Raw genomic sequence first — 20,750 nt, 5'->3', positions numbered from 1 at the left:
GAATATTTATACTGTATAAATAAACAGTATAAATATTCGGAGGGCCAAATATGCGTGTTGAAGTCAGTATTGATAAAAGAAACCCATTACCCGCAGGTGCTATCGAAGCGCTAACTCATGAATTGAGTAAACGACTGAATACCAAATTTCCGGACACCAGTACCGCCGTACAAGTGCGCTATGCGGGTGCTAATAATCTGTCTGTTTTAGGCGGAGCCAAAACAGATAAAGATCTAATCTCTGAAATATTACAAGAAATATGGGAAAGCGCTGACGATTGGTTTGATGCGGAGTAACCCACAGTAATGCTGTTTTGCCGGGGAGTCGCTCCTCGGCTTTTTTATATACATATTTAAACTGCGCATTGTTATTTTCTTCTTGTCACTTTCCTCGTCGCTTAATTAATCATCAGAAAATAAATAATTTGTAAAGATCTGTGGATAATCTCCAAATTTAGCGGCGGTTGCGTATACTAAAAAAGCTCACTCAGTATTGAGCCGCATTGATCCTCGTTAGTCACTCCAGTCAGTAACTACTATATAAGGGGTCTTTATGGACAGAAATGATGAAGTTATCCAGACTCACCCGCTCGTAGGTTGGGATATCAGCACTGTAGATGCATATGACGCGATGATGATACGTCTTCATTACCTGTCTTCCATGGATCAACCGCCAGAAGATGCACTCGTTGATAGAACACTCTGGCTGACGACTGATGTTGCACGCCAATTAATAAATATCTTAGAAGCAGGCATTGCTAAAATTGAGTCATCAGAATATCAAGATTTGGATTATCGTAAGCATTAATTCTTTATGCCAGTTCATTTTCAGCGTTGTAAAAAGGCACCCGTGAATATCACTTGGTGCCTTTTTATTAACCGCTCCCACCCTAATATGGCTAACATCCCTTTTTCTCCTCTAAGTCCCGTGTTATTACTATCGTTTTAATTTTTATCGCTCGTTGCTAGCTTTCATTTTAATATCTCTGTTCAATGCCACGATAAAGATATGCGGCAAATCAGAGAGTGCTAAATAAGGCCTGCAGTGATATTCCCCAAGGTGGAAAATATGGACTACGATTTGATTGTCATTGGTAGCGGCTCTGTTGGCTCTGCCGCAGGTTACTACGCCTCACAAGCCGGTTTAAAGGTGTTGATGATTGACAGTGCAATGCCACCACATCAAACGGGAAGTCACCATGGCGATACCAGAATCATTCGCCATGCTTATGGTGAAGGCGAGAAATATGTTCCCTTAATATTACGCGCCCAAGCCTTGTGGAATCAACTGTCGTCCCAAACGGGTGAAAAGTTATTCCAGGACTGTGGCGTGCTCAATTTGGGGCCAGATGATTCGCTTTTCCTGCAAAATGCCCAACACAGCGCCCAACAATATAATTTGCCAGTAGAAACCTTAAGTGCAACACAGGTGCGTGAAAAGTGGCCAGTGTTTACCGTGCCGGACAATTATATTGGTGTGTTCGAACCGCAAGCGGGTTTTCTGCGTTCTGAATTAGCCATAAAAACCCTGATCAAAGCCGTGACTGACGCCGGTTGTGGCATTCTCTTCAACTGCCCTGTCACTGCGATTGAGCCGTTAGATGACGGTGTGGATGTCGTGACCATAGATGGCACCTACAGTGCCCGTAAAGTGGTTGTTACCGCTGGGACTTGGGTCAAAGAGCTGCTACCAGAGTTGCCAGTGACAGCAGTGCGCAAAGTCTTTTCCTGGCATCATGCCGATGGTCGCTACAGTGAAAATAACCATTTCCCAGCATTCACCGTCGAAACTCCGGATAATATCCACTATTACGGTTTCCCTTCACAAAATGATGAGCTAAAACTCGGTAAGCACAATGGTGGACAACCCATTGAATCTGCCGCGCAGCGGAAACCTTTCGGCAGTTATGCCGAAGACGGCACTGAAGTTTTTGGCTTTTTACGCAATTTTTTACCTGGCGTTGGCGTCTGCCTCCGTGGAGCCGCCTGCAGTTATGATATGAGCCCTGATGAAGATTTCATCATCGATACCTTACCTGATAACCCCAATATCATGGTGGTAACTGGCTTAAGTGGTCATGGCTTTAAATTTGCCACTGCTCTGGGTGAAGTCGCAGCGCTATTTGCACAAGACAAAGCCTCGCCTATTGATATTTCAGCATTTTCCTTGTCTCGCTTTGCGAGTTTGTAGTATCAGTACGTACAAATTATTCTCATGACGCCTGCCGATGACCATTTCTATTTCAAATGAGTCATCGGTATTTTATTCAATTTGCTGACATTTTCTTTTTAGTGTGAAATACTACTATTCAAATTATTATCAGGTAGTTTATTCGTTATATCCGCAAAAAAACCTCGTAAATCCCGAATTGACGTCTTAGTCGTCAGGGGATTACCTTATCCTTGTATGCAGTCAGGTATGGTTGCTGTTAGACAAGGATGTATGTCACATGAAAATATTAATTATCGACGAATGCTTTTATACCCGTTCTGGGGTAAATACTTATTTAAATAACGCTATATCTCTTAATTTAATGGATGTGCCTACCGTTGCCCAGGCAACGTTGGCTATTCACGATTTTAATCCTGAGATAATAATTGTTAATCTTACGCAATATTGTCGATTCGGTGGACATTGCCCTTTATTAGAGAAATTTATCAGTTGCTGTAGTCAGGCAAAGGTTTATATTTATCTGGATGCATCATACCCATTTAGTGAAACACCTATTCCTCTCACTGATTCAGTCTCAATCCTGGCTAAAAGGCATTTGCCTGAGCTATTAAAAATGTTATCTGGCTCTTCAGATGATATCGGTGAAGAACTCCCATCATGCTCCTCATCACTGTTCAGCCCGCAAGAACATAAAGTCATGTGTTATTGGATGACAGAAATGCCTAATTATCGTATCGCTAGAAAGTTGAATATTAGCGACAGCACAGTTTACTCGCACAAACGTCATATCACCGAGAAAATAAAAGTCAGAAATCGTCTGGAACTGTGTTTTATTTATAACGTCTTTAAGTATTTATACTGAGGTTATTTATATAACCAGGCCATCTTCTATAAAAAACATGACAGAATTAATTGATAAATAACCTTGGCGAGTGAATGTAGCTAACCCCCTGCAATTTCAGGTTAGAAGAGTATATAATGGGGGATGATTTTAGCCGCAGGCAGTCGCATGTTAAATAAATTGCTCTCAATGGTTATCAATAATGTACGGGAGCATCTGGTGCTCTATATCTGCTTATGGCTGATCCTGCTAGCACTAGATATTTATTTCTTTTTCTATTAATTCAGGCTTCCAACATCGTCCTTATTTTCAGTCAGGGCCAGCAGATATCCATCTATCTGTGGCCCTTTTCGGCTTAAGCTCGCATTATCAGCTAACTTTATCCGACTCGATTTTAGCCGGTTTACCATCACTCAGTAACACCGCAAATTTATAACCGGCAGGCGTTAACTCAAGTGCAATCTTGACAATAATAGTCAAAGGTACTGAAAGCAACATACCTACCGGCCCCAATAGCCATCCCCAGAAAATTAACGATAGGAACACCACCAGCGTTGATAAACCTAAACCCCGCCCCATCATCCGTGGGTCAATGATGTTACCGCCAATCAAGTTAATGAGAATATAACCGCAGGTAACGGCAAACGCATCGGCAAAACCGTTAAAGAGTAAGGCTTGAATGATGGGCGGAATGGCGGCTAATACTGACCCGATATTGGGAATGTAATTCAAAACGAAAGCCAGTAACCCCCACAGGAAAGCAAACCTCACCCCCATCGCCGCCAGGAATAACCAAATAACAATCCCTGTTGCAATGCTAATAATGGTCTTAATGACCAGATAATGTGTCACGCCATTCAGTGCGCGTTTGAGAATCGCATTGCCTTTTTCTGGATTATCAAACATCAACTGCATTTTATAAGGCAGGCGTTCCACTTCAAATAACATAAAGACCACGGTCATTAGCAGCAAGAACGTGCTGGCCATAGCACCAGACAAGTGGCTAAGCAGGCGGGTAATAAAGTTCATGGCGGTACTGGGATCGACATGCTTCATAATGTCATCCACCGAGAACTCAATATTAAAGCGCATTGAGAATTCTTGCAGATCGCGCATTTTCTCCAGCATCATGCCGCGATATTGCGGTAATGAGCGGGCAAATTCATTGAGTGAAGAACCTAAACGACTAAAGAGTAATGCCATCAGTAACACAATAATGGTGACTAATAAGACAATCGCCAATGTTCGGGGGATTTTTATTTTCTGTAATAATTTCACCAAAGGGTTCAATACGATAGCGAGGAAGATCGCCAATAAAAACGGCACTACAATAGGTGATGCGGCCTTAATTCCAGCCATAATCACTACCAGCATTGCCAACATTGCAACTAACCGTAAACCTTGGTTACTTACCACAGGTGTTGTCATTATCAATCCTTGTATTGGAACCGCCACCGCTCAAAATGGCAAAAAAAAGACGCTACCGGATAAAATAACCGACAACGTCTTATTTTAATAGCACAGCCAGCAGGTTAAGTGATGTATTTCCTTTCAACCTCAAGTTGCAGCAGTGTTAGCTGCAATACCGATAACTTTAGGTATGATTATTTCTTGTCTGTGCTGTTATCTGGCACTGGAATATGCATTGTTGTTTGCAGCAATCCCTTCGACTTATTAAAAATCTTAATGCCATTTTCGCGCCCTGCCCGGCGAGAACGTTGTTCTTCCTGCGGCAGCTGCAATTCTTCCTGGCAAATCTCGCTACAACAACCTTCGAATTTTGCCGCACAACTTGGGCACTGAATAAACAGTAAGTGGCAACCATCATTCTTACAGTTAGTGTGTGTATCACATGCCGTTCCACACTGATGACAATGCGCAATCACATCCTCAGAGATCCGCTCGCCCATCCGCTCATCAAACACAAAGTTTTTACCGATAAATTTCAGCGGCAACCCCTGTTCTTTGGCTTTACGGGCATATTCAATAATCCCGCCTTCAACGTGATAGACGTTTTTGAAGCCATTATGCAGCATATAGGCGCTGGCTTTTTCGCAACGAATCCCGCCAGTGCAATACATAACAATATTCTTATCTTTGTCATGTTGGAGCATATCGACCGCCATAGGCAGTTGCTCGCGGAAGGTATCTGATGGCACTTCTATCGCGTTTTCGAAATGACCCACTTCGTATTCATAGTGATTACGCATGTCGACAAACAGGGTATCAGGGTCATCAATCATCTGATTAACCTGATCGGCCTTCAAATAGTGCCCGATATTGCTGGGATCAAAACTGTCATCATCGATACCATCAGCCACAATACGTTCGCGAACCTTCATACGCAGCACCCAAAATGACTTACCGTCATCTTCATGAGCAACATTCAGCCGCACTTGATCTAACGCCGGATGTGAAGCAAACAGCGCGACTTTAAATTCGTCATAGCGATTAGCGGGTACGCTAATTTGTGCATTAATCCCCTCTTTCGCCACATAAACCCGGCCAAAGACACCGAGCTTAACAAATTGGCTATAGAGGTTATCGCGGAAGGCTTTTGCATCTTCCAACGTGAAATATTTATAAAAAGAAACTGTGGTACGCGGTTCGGTTTCAGCCAACATGCGCGCTTTAAGTTCCTCATTAGAAATTCGGTTATGTAACACTGGCATGGTGTACGTTCCTGTTTTTCAGAGAGGTTACTGATAATAGTTTATTACTGCTCAATGGGTTACGTAACTACGTAAACAGCTAACCACGGTAAATCATCGCGCAATAGAACTGATATTCTGGCACCGGTCACCCCGTGCGGCGCATATAATACCCGAAACACCGCCATCACACATCTTTAGCGTTTTTTGCCATAGAGCAAAACTTGACGCCAACGGTAATTACCGATATTCCTGTTTTATTCCTTTCAGCGCTAATGAGTAAAATAATGCGCGCGATTTGTTATGGTCTTGCCGCTTCGTTGTTTTTTGCTTTTACTTTTATTCTTAATCGCGCCATGGATCTCGGTGGGGGGAGCTGGGTTTGGAGCGCCGCACTGCGTTTTATTTTTATGGCCCCCATGCTGTTGTTATTGGTATTGCTGCGCGGCCAGCTAGTACAAAGTCTGCGCCATTTATACCAATATTGGCCGGGCTATCTGCTGTGGAGCACAGTCGGTTTCGGGCTATTCTATGCCCCACTCAGCCTGGCGGGTGCTTATGGCGAGGGCTGGCTGGTTGCCGGTTCTTGGCAAATAACCATTATTGCTGGCTCTCTGTTGATCCCACTTTTTAAGCAACCAATATCGACTCCTGCTGGCTTACAACGGGTGCGAGGGAAAATCCCCTTTAAAGACCTGCGCTGGTCACTGTTGATTCTCCTCGGCGTGGCATTAATGCAGTGGCAACATGCCCAAACGCTCAGCCTGCAACAAACTTTATGGTGCATTTTGCCGGTAACCTTGGCGGCATTTATGTATCCATTAGGTAATCGTAAAATGATGGATATCTGCCAAGGCGATGTGGATACCTTACAGCGGGTGCTCAATATGACCCTCGCCAGTTTGCCTTTTTGGTTGTTGCTGTCGTACTACGGTTGGTCACAGACCGGTTGGCCGTCAGCGGCACAAATCAACCAATCCTTGCTGGTCGCGTTGTTCTCTGGCGTCATCGCCACTTTGCTGTTTTTTGCCGCCACCAATCTGGTTAAAAAAGATTATTCGAAACTGGCGGCGGTGGAAGCCACCCAATCCGGGGAAGTGCTGTTTGCTTTGCTTGGCGAGATGCTTTGGCTGGCAGCGCCACTGCCGACGGGGTTATCGCTGTTGGGGATGGGATTAGTGATGGTAGGAATGATTGTGCACAGTATCGCGCCATTCATTGGCCGCCGGGCGGCTTTTAAAGCCCCAGTGACTATTTGCCGCGAGGAGCGCGATCAGTAAAACCGGAGGCGACAACCCCCGCCAGCAGTGCAATGGCGGCCGCAATCAGTAATGATTTGCTCTGCCAATCGGCACCGAAGTAGCCCAACAGACCGCCAAGTACCAGCAAGCTGGCACTGAGTTTCGCCACTGACATTGGCTGTTTTCCCGTAATTATTAGCATCGCTAATTTATACACTGAAAACATCCTGATTTAGAAATAATAAATCCCTCTTTAACAGCGAGGGATTTATATACACTCATGACAAAGCCACCGCTCGATGCTGCCGCCCGACTAGAAATTCATGTCCCTTAGCTTATCAACTGTAATTTGGCCGGTAACCCCTGCCGCACCGCTGCGCCGCTCACCCAATCCAGCCAAGTGTTAGGCACTTCGCGCGTTGGGTCGGTAAAACCTAAATCATTCAAATTGGTTCCTTGACCAATGCGCGGGTCTGCTGCCATTTTTACCCCATTCAGTGAATGGGTTCTGGCCCCCATTTCACGATGTCCATAACCATGCTCAATAGCAACAACACCCGGCATTACGCCATCCAATAAACTGACCTGAACTTCCATCTGGCCCCCCGGTGTCATCAGTTGCACCACATCACCGTGTTGTATCCCATAGCGGCGGGCATCAGACGGATTAATCGCCACCAAATTGGTCGCTTTAACCGCCCGTAAGCGCTCAATCATCGCGGTAGAGCTGCTCATCAGATGGGATTTAAACGACATCAAGCGCAGTGGCCAGTCCGCCGCCGGGTAATGTTCAAACACATCCGAACCATCAGCCAGACGAGGAGGATACCAAGTCGGGCAGCCGCTATAGCGCTCACCGGTAATGGCATGATGATGTTTGGCTACATTCTCATTCCAGATTTGCAGTGGTTTTTTCCATTGCGGGCCGGTGGCATCGCCATTCCAACTTTTCTCGTAAGGAGCAAAGCGCCCGCCACGCGCCAACAAATACGCCACTCGGCGCTGTTCATCAGCTTGTAAACTCTGTTGCAAAGCGGGCCATAAACGATCCACACCGGTTAGCCGCAGTTCATCATCATCCGCTGGTGGCAGTGGTTTTTCACCACCATAAGCAATATTCGCCGCCGCCCGTAAGTAATAATCTTCTGCCCGATCCAGCGATAAGTAATTACCTTGGTTGTCTTGCATCGCATTGGCACCAAAACCCGGTAATTGCAGGGCTTTGGCCACCGCAATCAAGAAGCTTTCCATTGCCACCGGCTCGCCCTGTGCAGTGCGAGCGGTGCGCGACTCGACCACCGGCCACCGGGCAGTACTGGCTTTTACCAACACTCCGGCCCAAGGTGCACTGAATCCCCAGCTCTCGAAATTGTGGGTATCCGGCACGATATAATCCGCCAAGGCAGTGGTTTCATTCATAAAAGCATCAATGGCGATAAACAGCGGTAACTGACGCGGATCTTGCAGTTTTTCCTCAATCAGATTGCGCAAACCCGCGACCCCATACAGCGGATTGGTCATATGGCTTATCCAAGCTTTCAAGGGATAAGGATAACCTGCCAGTGCCGGAGCTAGCTGTTCAGTTAATTGCCCGCCGACAAAGGGATACCACGGCCCACGAGCCGGATAACCCGGCTGGCCTTGCTGAATTTTTTGCTGATACTCTTCTGATTTTTCATAAGGTTGCTTGCTGCGCGATAGCGGTAAACCTTTTGGCTTCACCATGCCGGTGAAGGTTGCCAGTTGGTAGCGCGGCCCATCAGCAAAACCATCAAATTTGCCGCCACCGACCGACACGCCCCCTTTCAGGTTTAGGTTGCCAATCATCGCATTCAGCATCATGACGGCCCAAGTGGTATAAAAACCATTGCCGCCCATCATGCCGCCATGAGAAATCACCGCCGCCTGACGCTGATAAGCTGTGAACTCGCGCGCCAAACCGATAATCGTGGTTTCCGGCACGCCGCATTGCTGACTGTATTGCGCCAGTGAAAAGCGGGCGGCAGCTTGCTGGAGGCATGCCATACCCGATTGCACATTAACACTTTGCCCATCATGCAAAGTGACTTGCCGCGTGACGAACAGCTCCGCTTGTAGTGCTTGTGCCGCCGGTTGTAAGGTGCCATCAGTCGCTTGGACTAATATCGGACTTTCTTCTCCCTCGGCCACTGGCTCGCCACTTAGCTGGCTAGCCCGCAGAAACTGCCCTGCCAATGGATGCGTTTCGGTGTTGATAACCAAGTGACTGGCATTGGTCCAACTGCGTTCACCCGCGGCTTGCATCGCGGCCTCTCCGGGCAGCGCCAGATAGCTGCGATTAAAGCGATTTTGCTCGATAATCCAGTGGAGCATCCCCATCGCCAGCGCCGCATCGGTGCCGGGCAGTACTGGCACCCAGCGGTTATGCTGATTGGCCAAGGTGGTGGTGAGCGGCAAGGCGGGCGCGACGACCACATAGTTAAAGTCATCGCGTTGGCGGGCATTGGCTAGCTGACGCCCTTGGCGTTTAAATGGATTACCCGATTGCGCCGGTGAGGTGCCTAAAAACAGCGCAAAACGCACGTTATCCCAATCGGGCTTAACATGGGCATTTTTGTCTAAATCCCCCATCAGCGCACCAGAACCGGCACGATAAGCCAGCCCACAATAGGCACCGTGGCTGCCTAGGTTTTTAGTGCCAAATGCCTGGTTAGCAAAGCGCTGGATAAAAGCATCGCGCCCATCATCACCGGCATTGGTCACCAGCAACTGATTCGCTTTCGGCCCAAGCGACGGCTGTTTCGCATCAATGGGGGTGACTAAATCGCGGATCGCCCGCAGCCCCTCAACCGGCCCCTCGCCGAATAGATCACCGCCTTCAGTGACCTCGGCCACTAATTGTTCAAAACTAATACGCTGCCATTGGCCGCTGCCCCGTGGCCCAACCCGCTTCATCGGCTCAGTGATACGATACGGACTATCGACCCCCTCCAGCAAAGTCGCGCCTCTGGCACAGGCGGTTGAACGCCCAGCCAGACCTTGTTCACCGCCCAACCGTTGCAGCGCCTCACTCAGAGGTAACTGATAAGGGAAATGGTGGTCATGAGATAAGGGATGATAAGGGTTGCCAGCGATGCGCAAGATTTTATTCTGTTGGGTATCAACACGCACTCGCAAGCCACACAGAGTCCAGCAGCCGAAACACTGAGTCATCGAAACCGCCTGTTGCGGATTGGCCTGCCACTGTTGCCCCACCCTCCCTTCGAGCGGCAAAGCATTGGCACTGATAGGGTCAAGAGTGAGCTTTCCCGCACTGCCATCCATCAGCCCGGCCAATGTTTTTCGTGCCACGGCATGATAGCTGGCACCAAATGCCACCACGCCCCCCAAGGCCAGACTGCCTTTTAACCATTGACGCCGTGTGGACTTAGCCATGATGTATTTCCCCTTCAGCTCGGTTTGCGCCTGATACTTTTTGCTCAAGCCATCTGACACTTTCACGGATAGCAATGATTGCTGCTACCCATAATCCGAAAGTGCCGATAATTGCCAGCAATCCTTCGCTGCCGAGCGGCAGGGAATAAGGATTAGCTAACACGTTGTATTTAGGCAATGTTTGCGTTTGCATCAGCAGCAACCACCGCACCGACCAGCATAATGTCAAGGCGACTACGACCTGTATCGCCACCACGAAGACCGGCAATCTCTTGTTCCACATCGATAAGGCCAGCCCGAACAGTGCCAGCCACAACATGAGTGGGAATGCAGCGGTGAGCGGGGACTGAACCGCCCACTGACGTAAAGCTTGCGCTGAAGGATTATCACCACTGGCCCACAGCAGAGTGACCAGCGCCAGTAGCGCTAAGTTTGTGAATTGCCAACCGGCCAGTGATGGCTGATACTGCGGCGCCCGCCATAACCACATCGCCAACAAGGGCGGGATGGCCTGACAAGCAGTCAGGAAAATAAACAGCGGCAGCCACCAACTGAACCACAGCGGCTGGGCGCGTAATACCGATACCTCGCGGCCGGTATAAAGCAAAATACTGATAGCAGAAAGTGCACCAAGCAGCGCTAATCCACTGAGTAACCGCGGCAAAGGTTTTGCTTTCAGTCGGCTATAAATCAGTGCCAGAAAATAACCCACGACACAAAGACTAAACAGCGGCAAAAAGAGGGAACCCCATGACATCCACGACCACGGAGTAAAGTGCGCATAAAAATGCCAGACGCGCGCGGGTTGATGCAGGTCCGCATTAAGTGCCAATGGCGCCACCACCACCGCAGTGACGGCCAGCATCAGCGCGGCGAACTCCAGTTGACTTTGTTGCGCGGATAAGACTCCCCGGCGCGCCAGCATCCGCTGCCCACCGGCAAATAATACCGCCCCACATGCCAAGCCAATAAAGAAGAAATACTGCACCGCCCACGGCAACCAGGCGATATCTTGCGGCCGAGCTAAAATTTCGCGGATCATAGGTGGACCTCCTGCCAGAGTGCGGGCTGGCCCTGTAATGGGCGCGTAAATACCTCGTCTAATCCGAGGTAAAATACCTGCGGATGAGTACCTTGTTCCGGTTTCAACACTTTGATGTCAACGGCATGCTCTAACAGCATTTTACGTAATGTGCTGTTGCCATCACGTAAGTCCCCAATAATTCGCGCCCCGCCGACACAGGACTCCACACAGGCAGGTAATAGCCCGGCATCAAGACGATGAACACAAAAAGTGCATTTATCGGCAGTTTGAGTGCTGTGGTTGATAAAGCGCGCTTCATAAGGGCAGGCCTGCACACAATAGGCACACCCCACGCAGCGGGTATTATCGATAACCACAATGCCATCTTGCCGCTGATAAGTGGCTTGCACCGGGCAAACCGGCACGCAAGGCGGGTTGTCACAGTGATTGCACAGGCGAGGTAGCAGTACGTTAGTCACACTTTCAGCACCCGATAATGCAATCTGATACTGATTGACCGTGGTGCGGAACTGGCCCTGCGGCAGTTGGTTTTCAATGGCGCAACTGACAGTACAGGCTTGGCAGCCAATGCAGCGGCGCAAATCAATCAACATGGCATAACGCCGTTTGATATCACCGTGTTTTCGTACCGGCTCCATCTGCCAGCCAGCATCTGCCAGTGGTACCAGCGCAGCTCCGGCGGTTAATACGCCCAGTCGCTGTAGAAATGCTCTTTTCCCTTGGTCCATTTTTCTTCTCATCTTTCTAATAAGAATCTTCTTGGTAAAGGGATTGTAGAAATTGATAAACAGAAGCCCTATTGTGGTTTTCCACATTCCCTTTAGGGACTTGATCCAGGACAATTGCGCACCGCGATCGGGATCATAAAAAGGAACATGCATGAACTTCAGAGTACTGGCGATAATGCTGTGGTTGTGTGTTTCTACCGCTGATGCCCGAGATTGGACGATTGGTGTTTTGGCATTACGCGGGGATGCGCAGGCGCAAGCCCATTGGCAACCGCTGGTCGACAGTCTGAATCAACAATTACCGGAGCAGCATTTTCAGTTATTGCCACTGGATTTATCGGCGATGAAAAGTGCCGTGGAGCAGAACCGAATTGATTTTCTGCTCACCAACCCGGCGCAGTATGTGCAGATTGATAATCACTATCCCCTGCGCTGGCTGGTCTCTTTACGTTCCAGCCATGAACCGGATGGCACCAGCCGTAATGTGATTGGCAGTGTCATTCTGGTGCGCGCAGACAGTGATATTCATTCGCCACAGGCACTTATCGGCAAGCGCGTCGGTGCCGTTTCCCCTGAGGCCTTTGGCGGTTATTTATTGGGATACAAAGCGTTACGCGATGTGGGGCTGCAACCCGAGCAGGATTTTAAGTTACATTTCACCGGCTTCCCGGTTGATGCTTTGATTTATCTCCTGCGCGACCGGGCAATTTCCGCCGCCATCGTTCCTACTTGTTTGTTGGAAGATATGCAAGCCGAGGGGCTAGTCCATGCTAGCGACTTTCGGCCATTGCTGGCAAAACAGCCAGCCATCCCCTGTATTACCAGCACCGAACTGTACCCTAATTGGTCATTTGCCGCGCTCGCGCAGGTTCCTGATCAGCTCGCCGATAATGTAACGCGGATTTTGCTTAACCCCGCGAACAGCCAAGCCCCACTGTGGGGAGCGCCTTCGTCAACCAGTCAGGTAGAAAGTCTATTGCGCGCGGTGAACCAACACCCGCAACAGCCGCATTTTTGGCAGCAAGTTCTCGACTGGGCGCAGCAACATCGGCTACTGATCGCCGTTATCACTCTGGTTTTACTGCTACTGGGAGCCAATCATATTTGGGTCGCTTTTTTGGTGCGCCGCCGCAGCCGCCAATTAGAGCAACTACACCAGCAACTACGTATCAGAGAAAGTGCGCTGGAACAGGCTCAGCGCCTGAGTATTCTGGGTGAAATGGCCTCGGGATTTGCGCATGAACTGAATCAACCGCTCAGTGCCATTCAGCACTATGCCGATGGCTGCGCCATTCGCCTGCAAAGGGAACAAGCCGGCCATCCATTGCTGCCGATTCTGGCGCAAATTAGCCAACAGGCCCAGCGCGGCGCCGACACCATTGCCAACCTGCGCCTATGGGCAGGAAAAACACCGGCACAATCGCCAGCAACGCAAAGCATCACGGCAAACCAGCCGCTGCACGAACTGCTGCCGCATCTGTGGCAGTTATTGGGGGCTGAGCAGCACCAGCCACCTTGCCAGTTGCATACCGATATCCAACCACACATAAAGCTGCAGTTACCTCCGACACTGCTGGATCAGGTTTTGTGTAATCTGATAACCAACAGTTTGCAGGCCGGTGCCCGCCAGTTGTGGTTTAGTGCTCATCAACAAGCCGACGGGACGATACTGACTTTGCAAGATGATGCTGGTGGTCTCACCGCTGAACAACTCAGCCAACCCTTTACCCCGTTTCGCTCCACCAAGAGTGATGGCCTCGGTCTGGGATTGGTTATTTGCCAACGACTGATAAGCAGTCAGGGCGGAAATCTATCGCTACGTAACCCTATTGCTCCCAATGGTAATATCGGGCTGCAAGTGACACTGACCTTTCCCCTTAACCCAAGCAAGGAGCTGACTTTTGTCTCTGATTCATCTGGTTGATGACGATATTGCCGTTACTGATGCCTGCCGTTTTTTACTGGAAAGCCTAGGCTACAAAGTCAAGGTGTGGCATGACGGCGAGCTATTTCTCGCTCAAGCTGGCTTACATCAGTCCGGCGTATTATTGCTGGATATTCGCATGCCATTACTTGATGGCACACAGGTTTATGCCCAGATGCGCCAGGTAAGCAGCACACTGGCGGTGATCTTCCTCACTGCACATGGCGAGGTGCCGCAAGCAGTGGAACAGATGAAGCTGGGGGCGGTCGATTTCTTGCAAAAACCGGTCGCCACTGCGCCATTGATGGCGGCGTTGCAACAAGGATTGCGGCAATCGGAGCTACTGATGAGCCGTTGGCAAGTACAACAGCGCTATGCCTTGCTGACCCCCAGGGAACAGATGATTGCTCAATGGGTTATGCAGGGATTGATTAATCGCGATATCGCCGACAAAGCTTGTGTCTCCGTCAGAACGGTAGAAGTCCACCGCGCGAAAGTGATGGAAAAAATGGCGGTCAGCAGTTTGGCAGAACTGGTCAGCATCCTTAATCCGATAAAATAGCCACATTACCGTTGGCTAATTAACCATCAAATATGTGATTTCGCTGACGAAAATTTCTGCAAAAAAGCATAAAAATGGCTTTTTGGTGCGGTCTTTTTTCCTGTAAGCCCCTAAAAATGCCAGAATAGTCTACCTTAAAACGACAGATGAGCAGGTTGGCACAGGGCTGGATCCAACGTCCGCCATCAATAATAGCGAATTAACTGTCCGCATGAATTACAATGACGCTGAGAACAGATATGCAAGTTCCTTCTTTTGATCGTTCACTACTGCACCCACGTTATTGGCTGACCTGGCTCGGCCTCGGTATTCTCTACTTGTTGGTGCTACTCCCCTACCCGGTTATCTACACTATGGGTACCTCGCTGGGCCGTTTTTCTATGCGTTTTCTCAAACGGCGCAAGCGCATAACGCAACGCAATCTGGAGCTGTGTTTTCCTGATATGCCCCAAGCGGAGCGCGATGAACTGCTGGTTAAGAATTTTGAATCCGTCGGTATGGGGCTATTTGAAACCGGTATGGCGTGGTTTTGGCCCAACTGGCGCATTCAGCGCTGGTGCAGTGTTAGCGGGTTGGAGCATATCCAACGAGCACGCGATGAAGGCAAAGGAGTGTTACTGATCGGCTTGCATTTCCTGACGTTAGAGTTGGGCGCACGTATTTTTGGTATCTACAATCCGGGTATTGGCGTCTATCGCCCTCATGACAATAAAGCTATGGATTGGATGCAGACATGGGGCCGGATGCGGTCGAATAAAGCCATGCTGGATCGCAAGGATCTGAAAGGAATGATTCGTAGCCTTAAACAAGGCGAGATTATCTGGTATGCCCCAGACCATGATTATGGCCCACGCAGCAGTGTCTTCGTGCCGCTATTTGCTGTCGAACAAGCCGCAACCACCACTGGGACTTACCTGCTGGTGCGCATGGGTAAACCTGCCATTATCCCGTTCACACCGCGCCGTTTGCCTAATGGCAAAGGGTATCAACTGATTTTACAACCTGCGGTTGAGAACTTCCCGCTGGATAATGAAGTTGAGGCGGCGGCCTTTATGAACAAAGTGGTGGAAAAAGAGATTGTTCGGGCCACAGACCAATATATGTGGCTGCACCGCCGCTTTAAAACCCGGCCAGAGGGCGCGCCTTCACTGTATGAGTAATCGCTTAGATGAAAAAGATATTACAAATAATAATGAGAATTAGTTTATATCAGTTTTTTTGATACAATCTGTCAGTTTTATCCGCTAGAAAGATAGTATTTATCTGACTGATAATGCAAATAATTAATCTTAGTTATTATCTGGTTATTTTTTTCTTGATAAGGATATACACATGCTAGCAACGCTCAATCTCTGGTTCACGCGATTAACTAATCACCCGGACGGCGGCAGACTATTATTGCGCCTTACGTTCGGTATTTTGATGCTATTTCATGGTGTGGCAAAAATTCAGCACGGTACTAGCTGGATAGCAGAGTCTTTACAAGCTCAGGGCATTCCGGGCTTTGTCGCTTATGGCGTTTACATTGGCGAGATTATTACCCCGCTGCTGATTATTCTGGGCCTGTTTACTCGCCCAGCGGCGTTTATTTACGCCGTTAATTTATTGGTTGCCGTATTGATGGTAGGTACCGGTAAATTCTTTACCCTGACTCAGGTTGGTGCTTGGGGTCTGGAAAACGAAGCTATGTATTTCTTGGGCGGCGTTGCCATTATGCTGCTGGGTAGTGGCCGTTATTCCATTACCAAGAACGAAGCTTACCGCTAAAAATCTGCGCTAATGCCGGATGTGATATTGAGCCACTCTTGCGCTAGCGGAGTGGCTTTTTTCATGTCTTTATGTTGATAAAAACCATACTGAATATAACATTAAGACCAATGAGTACTAATTTGTTATTCCCCAAACGAATAAGCTTATCCCACTGTTTCAAACCACCTTTCCATTTTAATAAAAACTAACATTCATCTCATTGATGTAAATGGACTATGGGCGCATACTTACCTTGCTAACTGTTTTCTTCTTGTGCTTTGTTGCCCCTTCAAACGCCCCTATCGACGAATAAAGAGACACAAAGCAATCACTTGCTTAATCGGTAATTTATGACCTCGGCTCCACAACCTATTAACTGGAAAAGAAACCTATTTGTCACCTGGTTAGGCTGTTTTCTAACCGGCGCGGCATTTAGTTTGATCATGCCCTTCCTGCCACTTTATGTGGAGGAGTTAGGTGTGAGCGGCCACCAGTCATTAAACATGTGGTCCGGTTTGGTCTTCAGCATCACTTTCCTGTTTTCTGCTATTGCCGCGCCATTCTGGGGCAGCCTTGCCGACCGGAAAGGCCGCAAAATCATGCTGCTGCGCTCAGCGCTCGGTATGGGGATTGTGATGGTATTGATGGGGATGGCACAGAATATCTGGCAGTTCTTGGCACTGCGAGCACTGCTGGGGCTATTGGGTGGCTTTATTCCTAATGCCAATGCACTCATTGCCACTCAAGTTCCTCGCAACAGAAGTGGCTGGGCTTTGGGGACGCTGTCAACCGGCGGGGTCAGCGGCGCATTAATTGGGCCATTGATTGGTGGGCTCTTGGCCGATAACTATGGCTTGCGCCCGGTATTCTTTATTACGGCCGGGGTTTTGTTCGCCTGTTTTGCTATGACATGGCTGTATGTCAGAGAGCAATTTGCCCCAGTACTGAAAAAAGACATGCTCAATGGGCGGCAAGTATTTAACTCGCTAAAAAATCCGAAGTTAATCCTCAGCCTGTTTGTCACCACCATGATTATCCAGATTGCCACCGGTTCTATCGCGCCGATCCTGACGTTATATGTGCGTGAACTGGCGGGTGATATTCATAATCTGGCATTTGTCAGCGGCATGATTGCTTCGGTGCCCGGTGTTGCCGCGCTGATGAGTGCGCCGCGCTTGGGAAAACTGGGCGATAAAATCGGCCCGGAACGTATTTTGATTGCCATGCTGGCGCTCTCCATCTTGATTCTGATCCCGATGGCTTTTGTTCAGACGCCGCTACAACTGGGCATTCTGCGCTTTTTATTAGGCGCAACTGATGGCGCATTGCTGCCCGCGGTACAGACGCTATTAATTTATAACTGCACTAATCAGGTGGCTGGTAGGATTTTTAGTTATAACCAATCATTTCGTGATGTCGGTAATGTCAGTGGCCCACTATTAGGTGCGGCGGTTTCCGCCAGCTATGGCTTCCGTGCCGTGTTCTGTGTCACGGCGGTCGTCGTGCTGTTTAACGCGATTTATTCTTACTGGTGTTTGCAGCGCCAGCCACTAAAAGCACGGCAGCGTGAAGTTCAACAACCGCAAGACAGTTGAAAATAAGACGCTGAACCAATAAAACCTTCAGTTTTCATTTTAACTTATTGATAAATATAATTAATAAGTCCACATTTCATTAGAAAATATCACGTATTATTGTAGCGAAAAGCGGTTAAAGCCAGAAACATAACCCTGATAAATGCGATGCGTGTCGACTTTTCATCTAAAAATACGATATAACCCCGATGGACACAAAAAAATGACGTTATTATTGCGTTAAATTCTACTGTAACGAGTGTTAAGCCTGAGAACCGGCCGCAGTGCCAAAAGGGTGACATTCGATGATGGTTTATTCGCTCATTTTACGGCGATTCTATGGGAAGACTTTATGCAAACCTCTGTTAACAACCAAAGCGGTCGTACGTTCTTTGGTCATCCTTATCCGCTCAGCGGGCTGTTTCTTTCCGAAATGTGGGAGCGTTTCTCGTTTTACGGCATCCGCCCCCTCTTAATTCTATTCATGGCCGCCACAGTATTTGATGGTGGTATGGGTCTGCCGCGTGAACAAGCTTCGGCTATCGTCGGGATTTTTGCCGGTAGCATGTATTTGGCAGCATTACCCGGTGGTTGGCTGGCTGACAACTGGCTTGGGCAACAGCGGGCGGTATGGTACGGCTCTATCCTGATTGCGCTGGGTCATCTGTCGATTGCTATGTCCGCCTTCTTTGGTAATGACCTGTTCTTTATCGGCTTAGTGTTTATTGTGCTGGGTACTGGCCTGTTCAAAACCTGTATCTCCGTGATGGTCGGGACGCTGTATAAGCCCGGCGATGCTCGTCGTGACGGTGGTTTCTCACTGTTCTATATGGGTATCAATATGGGATCGTTTATTGCGCCACTGCTCTCCGGTTGGCTGTTGCGCACCCATGGCTGGCACTGGGGCTTTGGTATCGGCGGGATTGGTATGCTGGTGGCATTACTTATCTTCCGTGGCTTTGCTATCCCGGCGATGAAACGCTATGACGCAGAAGTTGGCCTGGACTCAAGCTGGAATAAACCCACCGTTCAACGTCAGGGTGTGGGCAAGTGGGTTACCGCCATCATGGCCGTGGTCGTGGTCATCATAGCCTTGATTTCTCAGGGCGTTATCCCGATTAACCCGGTGTTGATTGCCAGCTTACTGGTATATGTTATCGCCGCTTCCGTTACCCTCTATTTTGTCTATTTGTTTGCTTTTGCCAACATGAGCCGTAAAGACCGCGCCCGCCTGCTGGTGTGCTTTATTCTGTTGGTGTCAGCGGCATTCTTCTGGTCAGCTTTTGAACAGAAGCCAACTTCATTTAACCTGTTTGCTAATGACTATACCAACCGTACTGTTATGGGTTTTGAGATCCCAACAGTCTGGTTCCAATCGATAAATGCACTATTTATTATTCTGTTGGCACCAGTATTCAGTTGGGCATGGCCTGCGCTGGCGAAGAAGAAGATTCAACCGAGCAGTATCACTAAATTCGTCATTGGTATCTTATGTGCCGCTGCGGGCTTCGCCGTAATGATGTATGCCGCGCAGCATGTGCTTAACAGTGGTGGTGCCGGTGTTTCGCCATTGTGGCTGGTGATGAGTATTCTGCTGCTGACGCTGGGTGAATTGTGCTTAAGCCCTATTGGGCTGGCGACGATGACGCTACTGGCACCAGACAGAATGCGCGGTCAGGTCATGGGGCTATGGTTCTGTGCCAGCTCACTGGGTAATCTGGCGGCGGGTCTGATTGGTGGTCATGTTAAAGCAGACCAGCTTGATATGTTGCCAACCCTGTTTGCCCGCTGCTCAATTGCTTTAGTTATCTGTGCGGCCGTGTTGATCTTGCTTATCGTGCCTATTCGCCGCTTGATGAACAATACTCAGGGCCAACAAGCCGCCTAATAGTTATTGCTCAACCAAGCTCGATTCAAAAACCCGTCCTTGTGGCGGGTTTCTTTATGGCAAGTTTATATTAGTGAAATAGCTATAGCGCCCACCCTCGTTGCTGCAATACCACTCGATAACCATCAGGATCCTCAAAGGTTTTTCCGCTCACATCCCAATAAGGGTTATAAGATGTTACTGAGTTAAAACCAGCGACTAACATTTGTTGGCATTGACTGGCCCACAACTCCTCGTCCGGTATATAAAATACCAATAAGTTGTCCTGCGTAGGTGCCCTTCCTACCTCAACGCCACGGTGATGAGTAAATTCTAAATGATAGGCGTGGTGCGGATGACCAAGAATGACGCCATCGAATCCCTGATGATCAGTAAAGCGGCCTAATGGGGTGAACCCCAGACCACAGCAATACATCTCACTGACAATTTCAAGGTTATCTGTCGGTCTGGCAACCCGCATTATCGAGGTTGACGCTAATACCGGTGGATGAGTGGTGGCTGGTTTGACTGGCATCTATATCGCTCCTGCTGTTATTCGTAGGGGCCGTGGCTGGCATCAATGGGGAGCATAAAAGTATCAACAATCATTGATAGGGGAACATCAATCACCGTGACATATTTCCATGGCCCCTCGCGCATATCCCATTGCACTCCGGGATAATATTGGTGTCCATGCCCCTGCCCCGGCACTGTACGGCTGATAATGCTACCGCAGCCGGACAACAGCATCAGACTTGTCCCCAGCAGTAAGCTTCGTATCAGGCCAGACCGGCGATTGATTGGTTTAAACATGGGACTCACACAATTTGCAGTTCAGATAATGAACGTTTTCAACTTCAGGACTGAATGTAGTTTATCATAGTGGCGTGTTAAGAAGCCGTGCAGCGAGTATTAAGAGACGGCTTGATTAGCTGTAAAAAAAAACGGGCAATACATGCTGTAGGCCCGTTCTCTATTTTAG

General features: G+C 48.7%; 20 protein-coding genes. 12 read left to right on the top strand and 8 right to left on the bottom strand.

Annotation, left to right across the window (positions count from 1 at the left end; all coding sequences use genetic code 11):
• The first annotated feature begins 50 nt into the window (after positions 1-50).
• The 5 genes from dinI to FTA96_RS16455 all read left to right on the top strand — a co-directional run bounded on the left by dinI (position 51) and on the right by FTA96_RS16455 (position 3,295).
• Positions 51-296: a DNA damage-inducible protein I gene (dinI, locus tag FTA96_RS16475; protein ID WP_050109047.1), complete on the top strand. Its 246-nt coding sequence runs from the start codon at positions 51-53 to the stop codon at positions 294-296.
• A gap of 256 nt (positions 297-552) precedes the next feature.
• Positions 553-807 carry a biofilm formation regulator BssS gene (gene bssS / locus FTA96_RS16470; RefSeq protein WP_050109046.1) on the top strand — a complete coding sequence of 85 codons (255 nt, stop codon included), beginning with the start codon at positions 553-555 and terminating at the stop codon, positions 805-807.
• Between the two features lie 261 nt (positions 808-1,068).
• On the top strand, positions 1,069-2,190 hold the full coding sequence (solA, locus tag FTA96_RS16465) for an N-methyl-L-tryptophan oxidase (protein ID WP_145533657.1): 1,122 nt from the start codon (positions 1,069-1,071) through the stop codon (positions 2,188-2,190).
• Positions 2,191-2,449: 259 nt separating this feature from the next.
• The gene (locus tag FTA96_RS16460) at positions 2,450-3,034 is read left to right on the top strand and encodes a LuxR C-terminal-related transcriptional regulator (protein ID WP_050109044.1); all 585 of its coding nucleotides are present in this window, start codon (positions 2,450-2,452) and stop codon (positions 3,032-3,034) included.
• Positions 3,035-3,181: 147 nt separating this feature from the next.
• On the top strand, positions 3,182-3,295 hold the full coding sequence (locus FTA96_RS16455) for a DUF2770 family protein (RefSeq protein WP_072077479.1): 114 nt from the start codon (positions 3,182-3,184) through the stop codon (positions 3,293-3,295).
• Between the two features lie 87 nt (positions 3,296-3,382).
• Here the strand turns inward: FTA96_RS16455 and FTA96_RS16450 are convergent, their stop codons facing one another.
• Both FTA96_RS16450 and trhO read right to left on the bottom strand, forming a co-directional pair.
• On the bottom strand, positions 3,383-4,441 hold the full coding sequence (locus tag FTA96_RS16450; RefSeq protein ID WP_050109043.1) for an AI-2E family transporter: 1,059 nt from the start codon (positions 4,439-4,441) through the stop codon (positions 3,383-3,385).
• A 176-nt stretch (positions 4,442-4,617) separates the two neighbouring features.
• Positions 4,618-5,685: an oxygen-dependent tRNA uridine(34) hydroxylase TrhO gene (gene trhO, locus FTA96_RS16445; RefSeq protein WP_050147231.1), complete on the bottom strand. Its 1,068-nt coding sequence runs from the start codon at positions 5,683-5,685 to the stop codon at positions 4,618-4,620.
• A 266-nt stretch (positions 5,686-5,951) separates the two neighbouring features.
• Between trhO and FTA96_RS16440 the strand changes: the two genes are divergently transcribed.
• Positions 5,952-6,944, top strand: a complete 993-nt coding sequence (locus FTA96_RS16440; protein ID WP_050121061.1) for a DMT family transporter — start codon at positions 5,952-5,954, stop codon at positions 6,942-6,944.
• Here the strand turns inward: FTA96_RS16440 and FTA96_RS16435 are convergent.
• The 4 genes from FTA96_RS16435 to ttrB form a co-directional block, all read right to left on the bottom strand.
• A complete protein-coding gene (locus FTA96_RS16435; RefSeq protein ID WP_172665423.1) occupies positions 6,916-7,080 on the bottom strand; it encodes a hypothetical protein in 165 nt (54 codons plus the stop codon). The two genes, FTA96_RS16440 and FTA96_RS16435, sit on opposite strands and share 29 nt — an antisense overlap.
• 155 nt (positions 7,081-7,235) lie before the next feature.
• Positions 7,236-10,319: a tetrathionate reductase subunit TtrA gene (ttrA, locus tag FTA96_RS16430; RefSeq protein ID WP_145574333.1), complete on the bottom strand. Its 3,084-nt coding sequence runs from the start codon at positions 10,317-10,319 to the stop codon at positions 7,236-7,238.
• Positions 10,312-11,361 carry a tetrathionate reductase subunit TtrC gene (gene ttrC, locus FTA96_RS16425; RefSeq protein WP_145574331.1) on the bottom strand — a complete coding sequence of 350 codons (1,050 nt, stop codon included), beginning with the start codon at positions 11,359-11,361 and terminating at the stop codon, positions 10,312-10,314. The genes ttrA and ttrC overlap by 8 nt, the downstream gene beginning before the upstream one ends.
• On the bottom strand, positions 11,358-12,092 hold the full coding sequence (gene ttrB / locus FTA96_RS16420; RefSeq protein ID WP_050121057.1) for a tetrathionate reductase subunit TtrB: 735 nt from the start codon (positions 12,090-12,092) through the stop codon (positions 11,358-11,360). The genes ttrC and ttrB overlap by 4 nt, the downstream gene beginning before the upstream one ends.
• A 151-nt stretch (positions 12,093-12,243) precedes the next feature.
• Between ttrB and ttrS the strand changes: the two genes are divergently transcribed.
• From ttrS to FTA96_RS16390, 6 genes are all read left to right on the top strand, one after another.
• Complete coding sequence (ttrS, locus tag FTA96_RS16415) at positions 12,244-14,016, top strand: tetrathionate respiration histidine kinase TtrS (RefSeq protein WP_145574328.1); 1,773 nt, start codon at positions 12,244-12,246, stop codon at positions 14,014-14,016.
• The gene (gene ttrR / locus FTA96_RS16410; protein ID WP_050135494.1) at positions 13,994-14,578 is read left to right on the top strand and encodes a tetrathionate respiration response regulator TtrR; all 585 of its coding nucleotides are present in this window, start codon (positions 13,994-13,996) and stop codon (positions 14,576-14,578) included. Before ttrS ends, ttrR begins: the two co-directional genes overlap by 23 nt.
• Before the next feature lie 239 nt (positions 14,579-14,817).
• Positions 14,818-15,738 (top strand): Kdo(2)-lipid IV(A) acyltransferase, encoded by a 921-nt coding sequence (locus FTA96_RS16405; RefSeq protein WP_050109180.1) that lies wholly within the window; start codon positions 14,818-14,820, stop codon positions 15,736-15,738.
• A 172-nt stretch (positions 15,739-15,910) separates the two neighbouring features.
• Positions 15,911-16,345: a DoxX family protein gene (locus FTA96_RS16400; RefSeq protein WP_050109034.1), complete on the top strand. Its 435-nt coding sequence runs from the start codon at positions 15,911-15,913 to the stop codon at positions 16,343-16,345.
• Between the two features lie 332 nt (positions 16,346-16,677).
• Positions 16,678-17,922 (top strand): multidrug efflux MFS transporter MdtG, encoded by a 1,245-nt coding sequence (gene mdtG, locus FTA96_RS16395; protein ID WP_050109033.1) that lies wholly within the window; start codon positions 16,678-16,680, stop codon positions 17,920-17,922.
• A 331-nt stretch (positions 17,923-18,253) separates the two neighbouring features.
• On the top strand, positions 18,254-19,789 hold the full coding sequence (locus FTA96_RS16390) for a peptide MFS transporter (RefSeq protein WP_050109032.1): 1,536 nt from the start codon (positions 18,254-18,256) through the stop codon (positions 19,787-19,789).
• A gap of 82 nt (positions 19,790-19,871) precedes the next feature.
• Here FTA96_RS16390 and FTA96_RS16385 read toward each other — a convergent pair whose 3' ends face one another.
• Together FTA96_RS16385 and FTA96_RS16380 are read right to left on the bottom strand one after the other, a co-directional pair.
• A complete protein-coding gene (locus FTA96_RS16385; protein WP_050121053.1) occupies positions 19,872-20,303 on the bottom strand; it encodes a VOC family protein in 432 nt (143 codons plus the stop codon).
• A gap of 17 nt (positions 20,304-20,320) precedes the next feature.
• Positions 20,321-20,581 (bottom strand): YceK/YidQ family lipoprotein, encoded by a 261-nt coding sequence (locus FTA96_RS16380; protein ID WP_072077478.1) that lies wholly within the window; start codon positions 20,579-20,581, stop codon positions 20,321-20,323.
• Positions 20,582-20,750 lie beyond the last annotated feature (169 nt).

The organism is Yersinia alsatica, assembly GCF_902170305.1.
GTDB lineage: Bacteria > Pseudomonadota > Gammaproteobacteria > Enterobacterales > Enterobacteriaceae > Yersinia > Yersinia alsatica.
Note: the sequence above shows the minus strand (reverse complement) of the source record. Positions and strands in the feature narration are given on the sequence as shown.

What these genes read in the sequence shown, in the direction of transcription:
- ttrA (WP_145574333.1), bottom strand. Translation starts at nt 10,319, where the DNA reads ATGGCTAAGTCCACACGGCGTCAATGGTTAAAAGGCAGTCTGGCCTTG.
- ttrB (WP_050121057.1), bottom strand. Translation starts at nt 12,092, where the DNA reads ATGGACCAAGGGAAAAGAGCATTTCTACAGCGACTGGGCGTATTAACC.
- FTA96_RS16435 (WP_172665423.1), bottom strand. Translation starts at nt 7,080, where the DNA reads ATGTCAGTGGCGAAACTCAGTGCCAGCTTGCTGGTACTTGGCGGTCTG.
- FTA96_RS16385 (WP_050121053.1), bottom strand. Translation starts at nt 20,303, where the DNA reads ATGCCAGTCAAACCAGCCACCACTCATCCACCGGTATTAGCGTCAACC.
- trhO (WP_050147231.1), bottom strand. Translation starts at nt 5,685, where the DNA reads ATGCCAGTGTTACATAACCGAATTTCTAATGAGGAACTTAAAGCGCGC.
- bssS (WP_050109046.1), top strand. Translation starts at nt 553, where the DNA reads ATGGACAGAAATGATGAAGTTATCCAGACTCACCCGCTCGTAGGTTGG.
- ttrC (WP_145574331.1), bottom strand. Translation starts at nt 11,361, where the DNA reads ATGATCCGCGAAATTTTAGCTCGGCCGCAAGATATCGCCTGGTTGCCG.
- FTA96_RS16455 (WP_072077479.1), top strand. Translation starts at nt 3,182, where the DNA reads ATGTTAAATAAATTGCTCTCAATGGTTATCAATAATGTACGGGAGCAT.
- FTA96_RS16460 (WP_050109044.1), top strand. Translation starts at nt 2,450, where the DNA reads ATGAAAATATTAATTATCGACGAATGCTTTTATACCCGTTCTGGGGTA.
- FTA96_RS16380 (WP_072077478.1), bottom strand. Translation starts at nt 20,581, where the DNA reads ATGTTTAAACCAATCAATCGCCGGTCTGGCCTGATACGAAGCTTACTG.
- solA (WP_145533657.1), top strand. Translation starts at nt 1,069, where the DNA reads ATGGACTACGATTTGATTGTCATTGGTAGCGGCTCTGTTGGCTCTGCC.
- FTA96_RS16390 (WP_050109032.1), top strand. Translation starts at nt 18,254, where the DNA reads ATGCAAACCTCTGTTAACAACCAAAGCGGTCGTACGTTCTTTGGTCAT.
- mdtG (WP_050109033.1), top strand. Translation starts at nt 16,678, where the DNA reads ATGACCTCGGCTCCACAACCTATTAACTGGAAAAGAAACCTATTTGTC.
- dinI (WP_050109047.1), top strand. Translation starts at nt 51, where the DNA reads ATGCGTGTTGAAGTCAGTATTGATAAAAGAAACCCATTACCCGCAGGT.
- FTA96_RS16405 (WP_050109180.1), top strand. Translation starts at nt 14,818, where the DNA reads ATGCAAGTTCCTTCTTTTGATCGTTCACTACTGCACCCACGTTATTGG.
- FTA96_RS16400 (WP_050109034.1), top strand. Translation starts at nt 15,911, where the DNA reads ATGCTAGCAACGCTCAATCTCTGGTTCACGCGATTAACTAATCACCCG.
- FTA96_RS16440 (WP_050121061.1), top strand. Translation starts at nt 5,952, where the DNA reads ATGCGCGCGATTTGTTATGGTCTTGCCGCTTCGTTGTTTTTTGCTTTT.
- ttrS (WP_145574328.1), top strand. Translation starts at nt 12,244, where the DNA reads ATGAACTTCAGAGTACTGGCGATAATGCTGTGGTTGTGTGTTTCTACC.
- FTA96_RS16450 (WP_050109043.1), bottom strand. Translation starts at nt 4,441, where the DNA reads ATGACAACACCTGTGGTAAGTAACCAAGGTTTACGGTTAGTTGCAATG.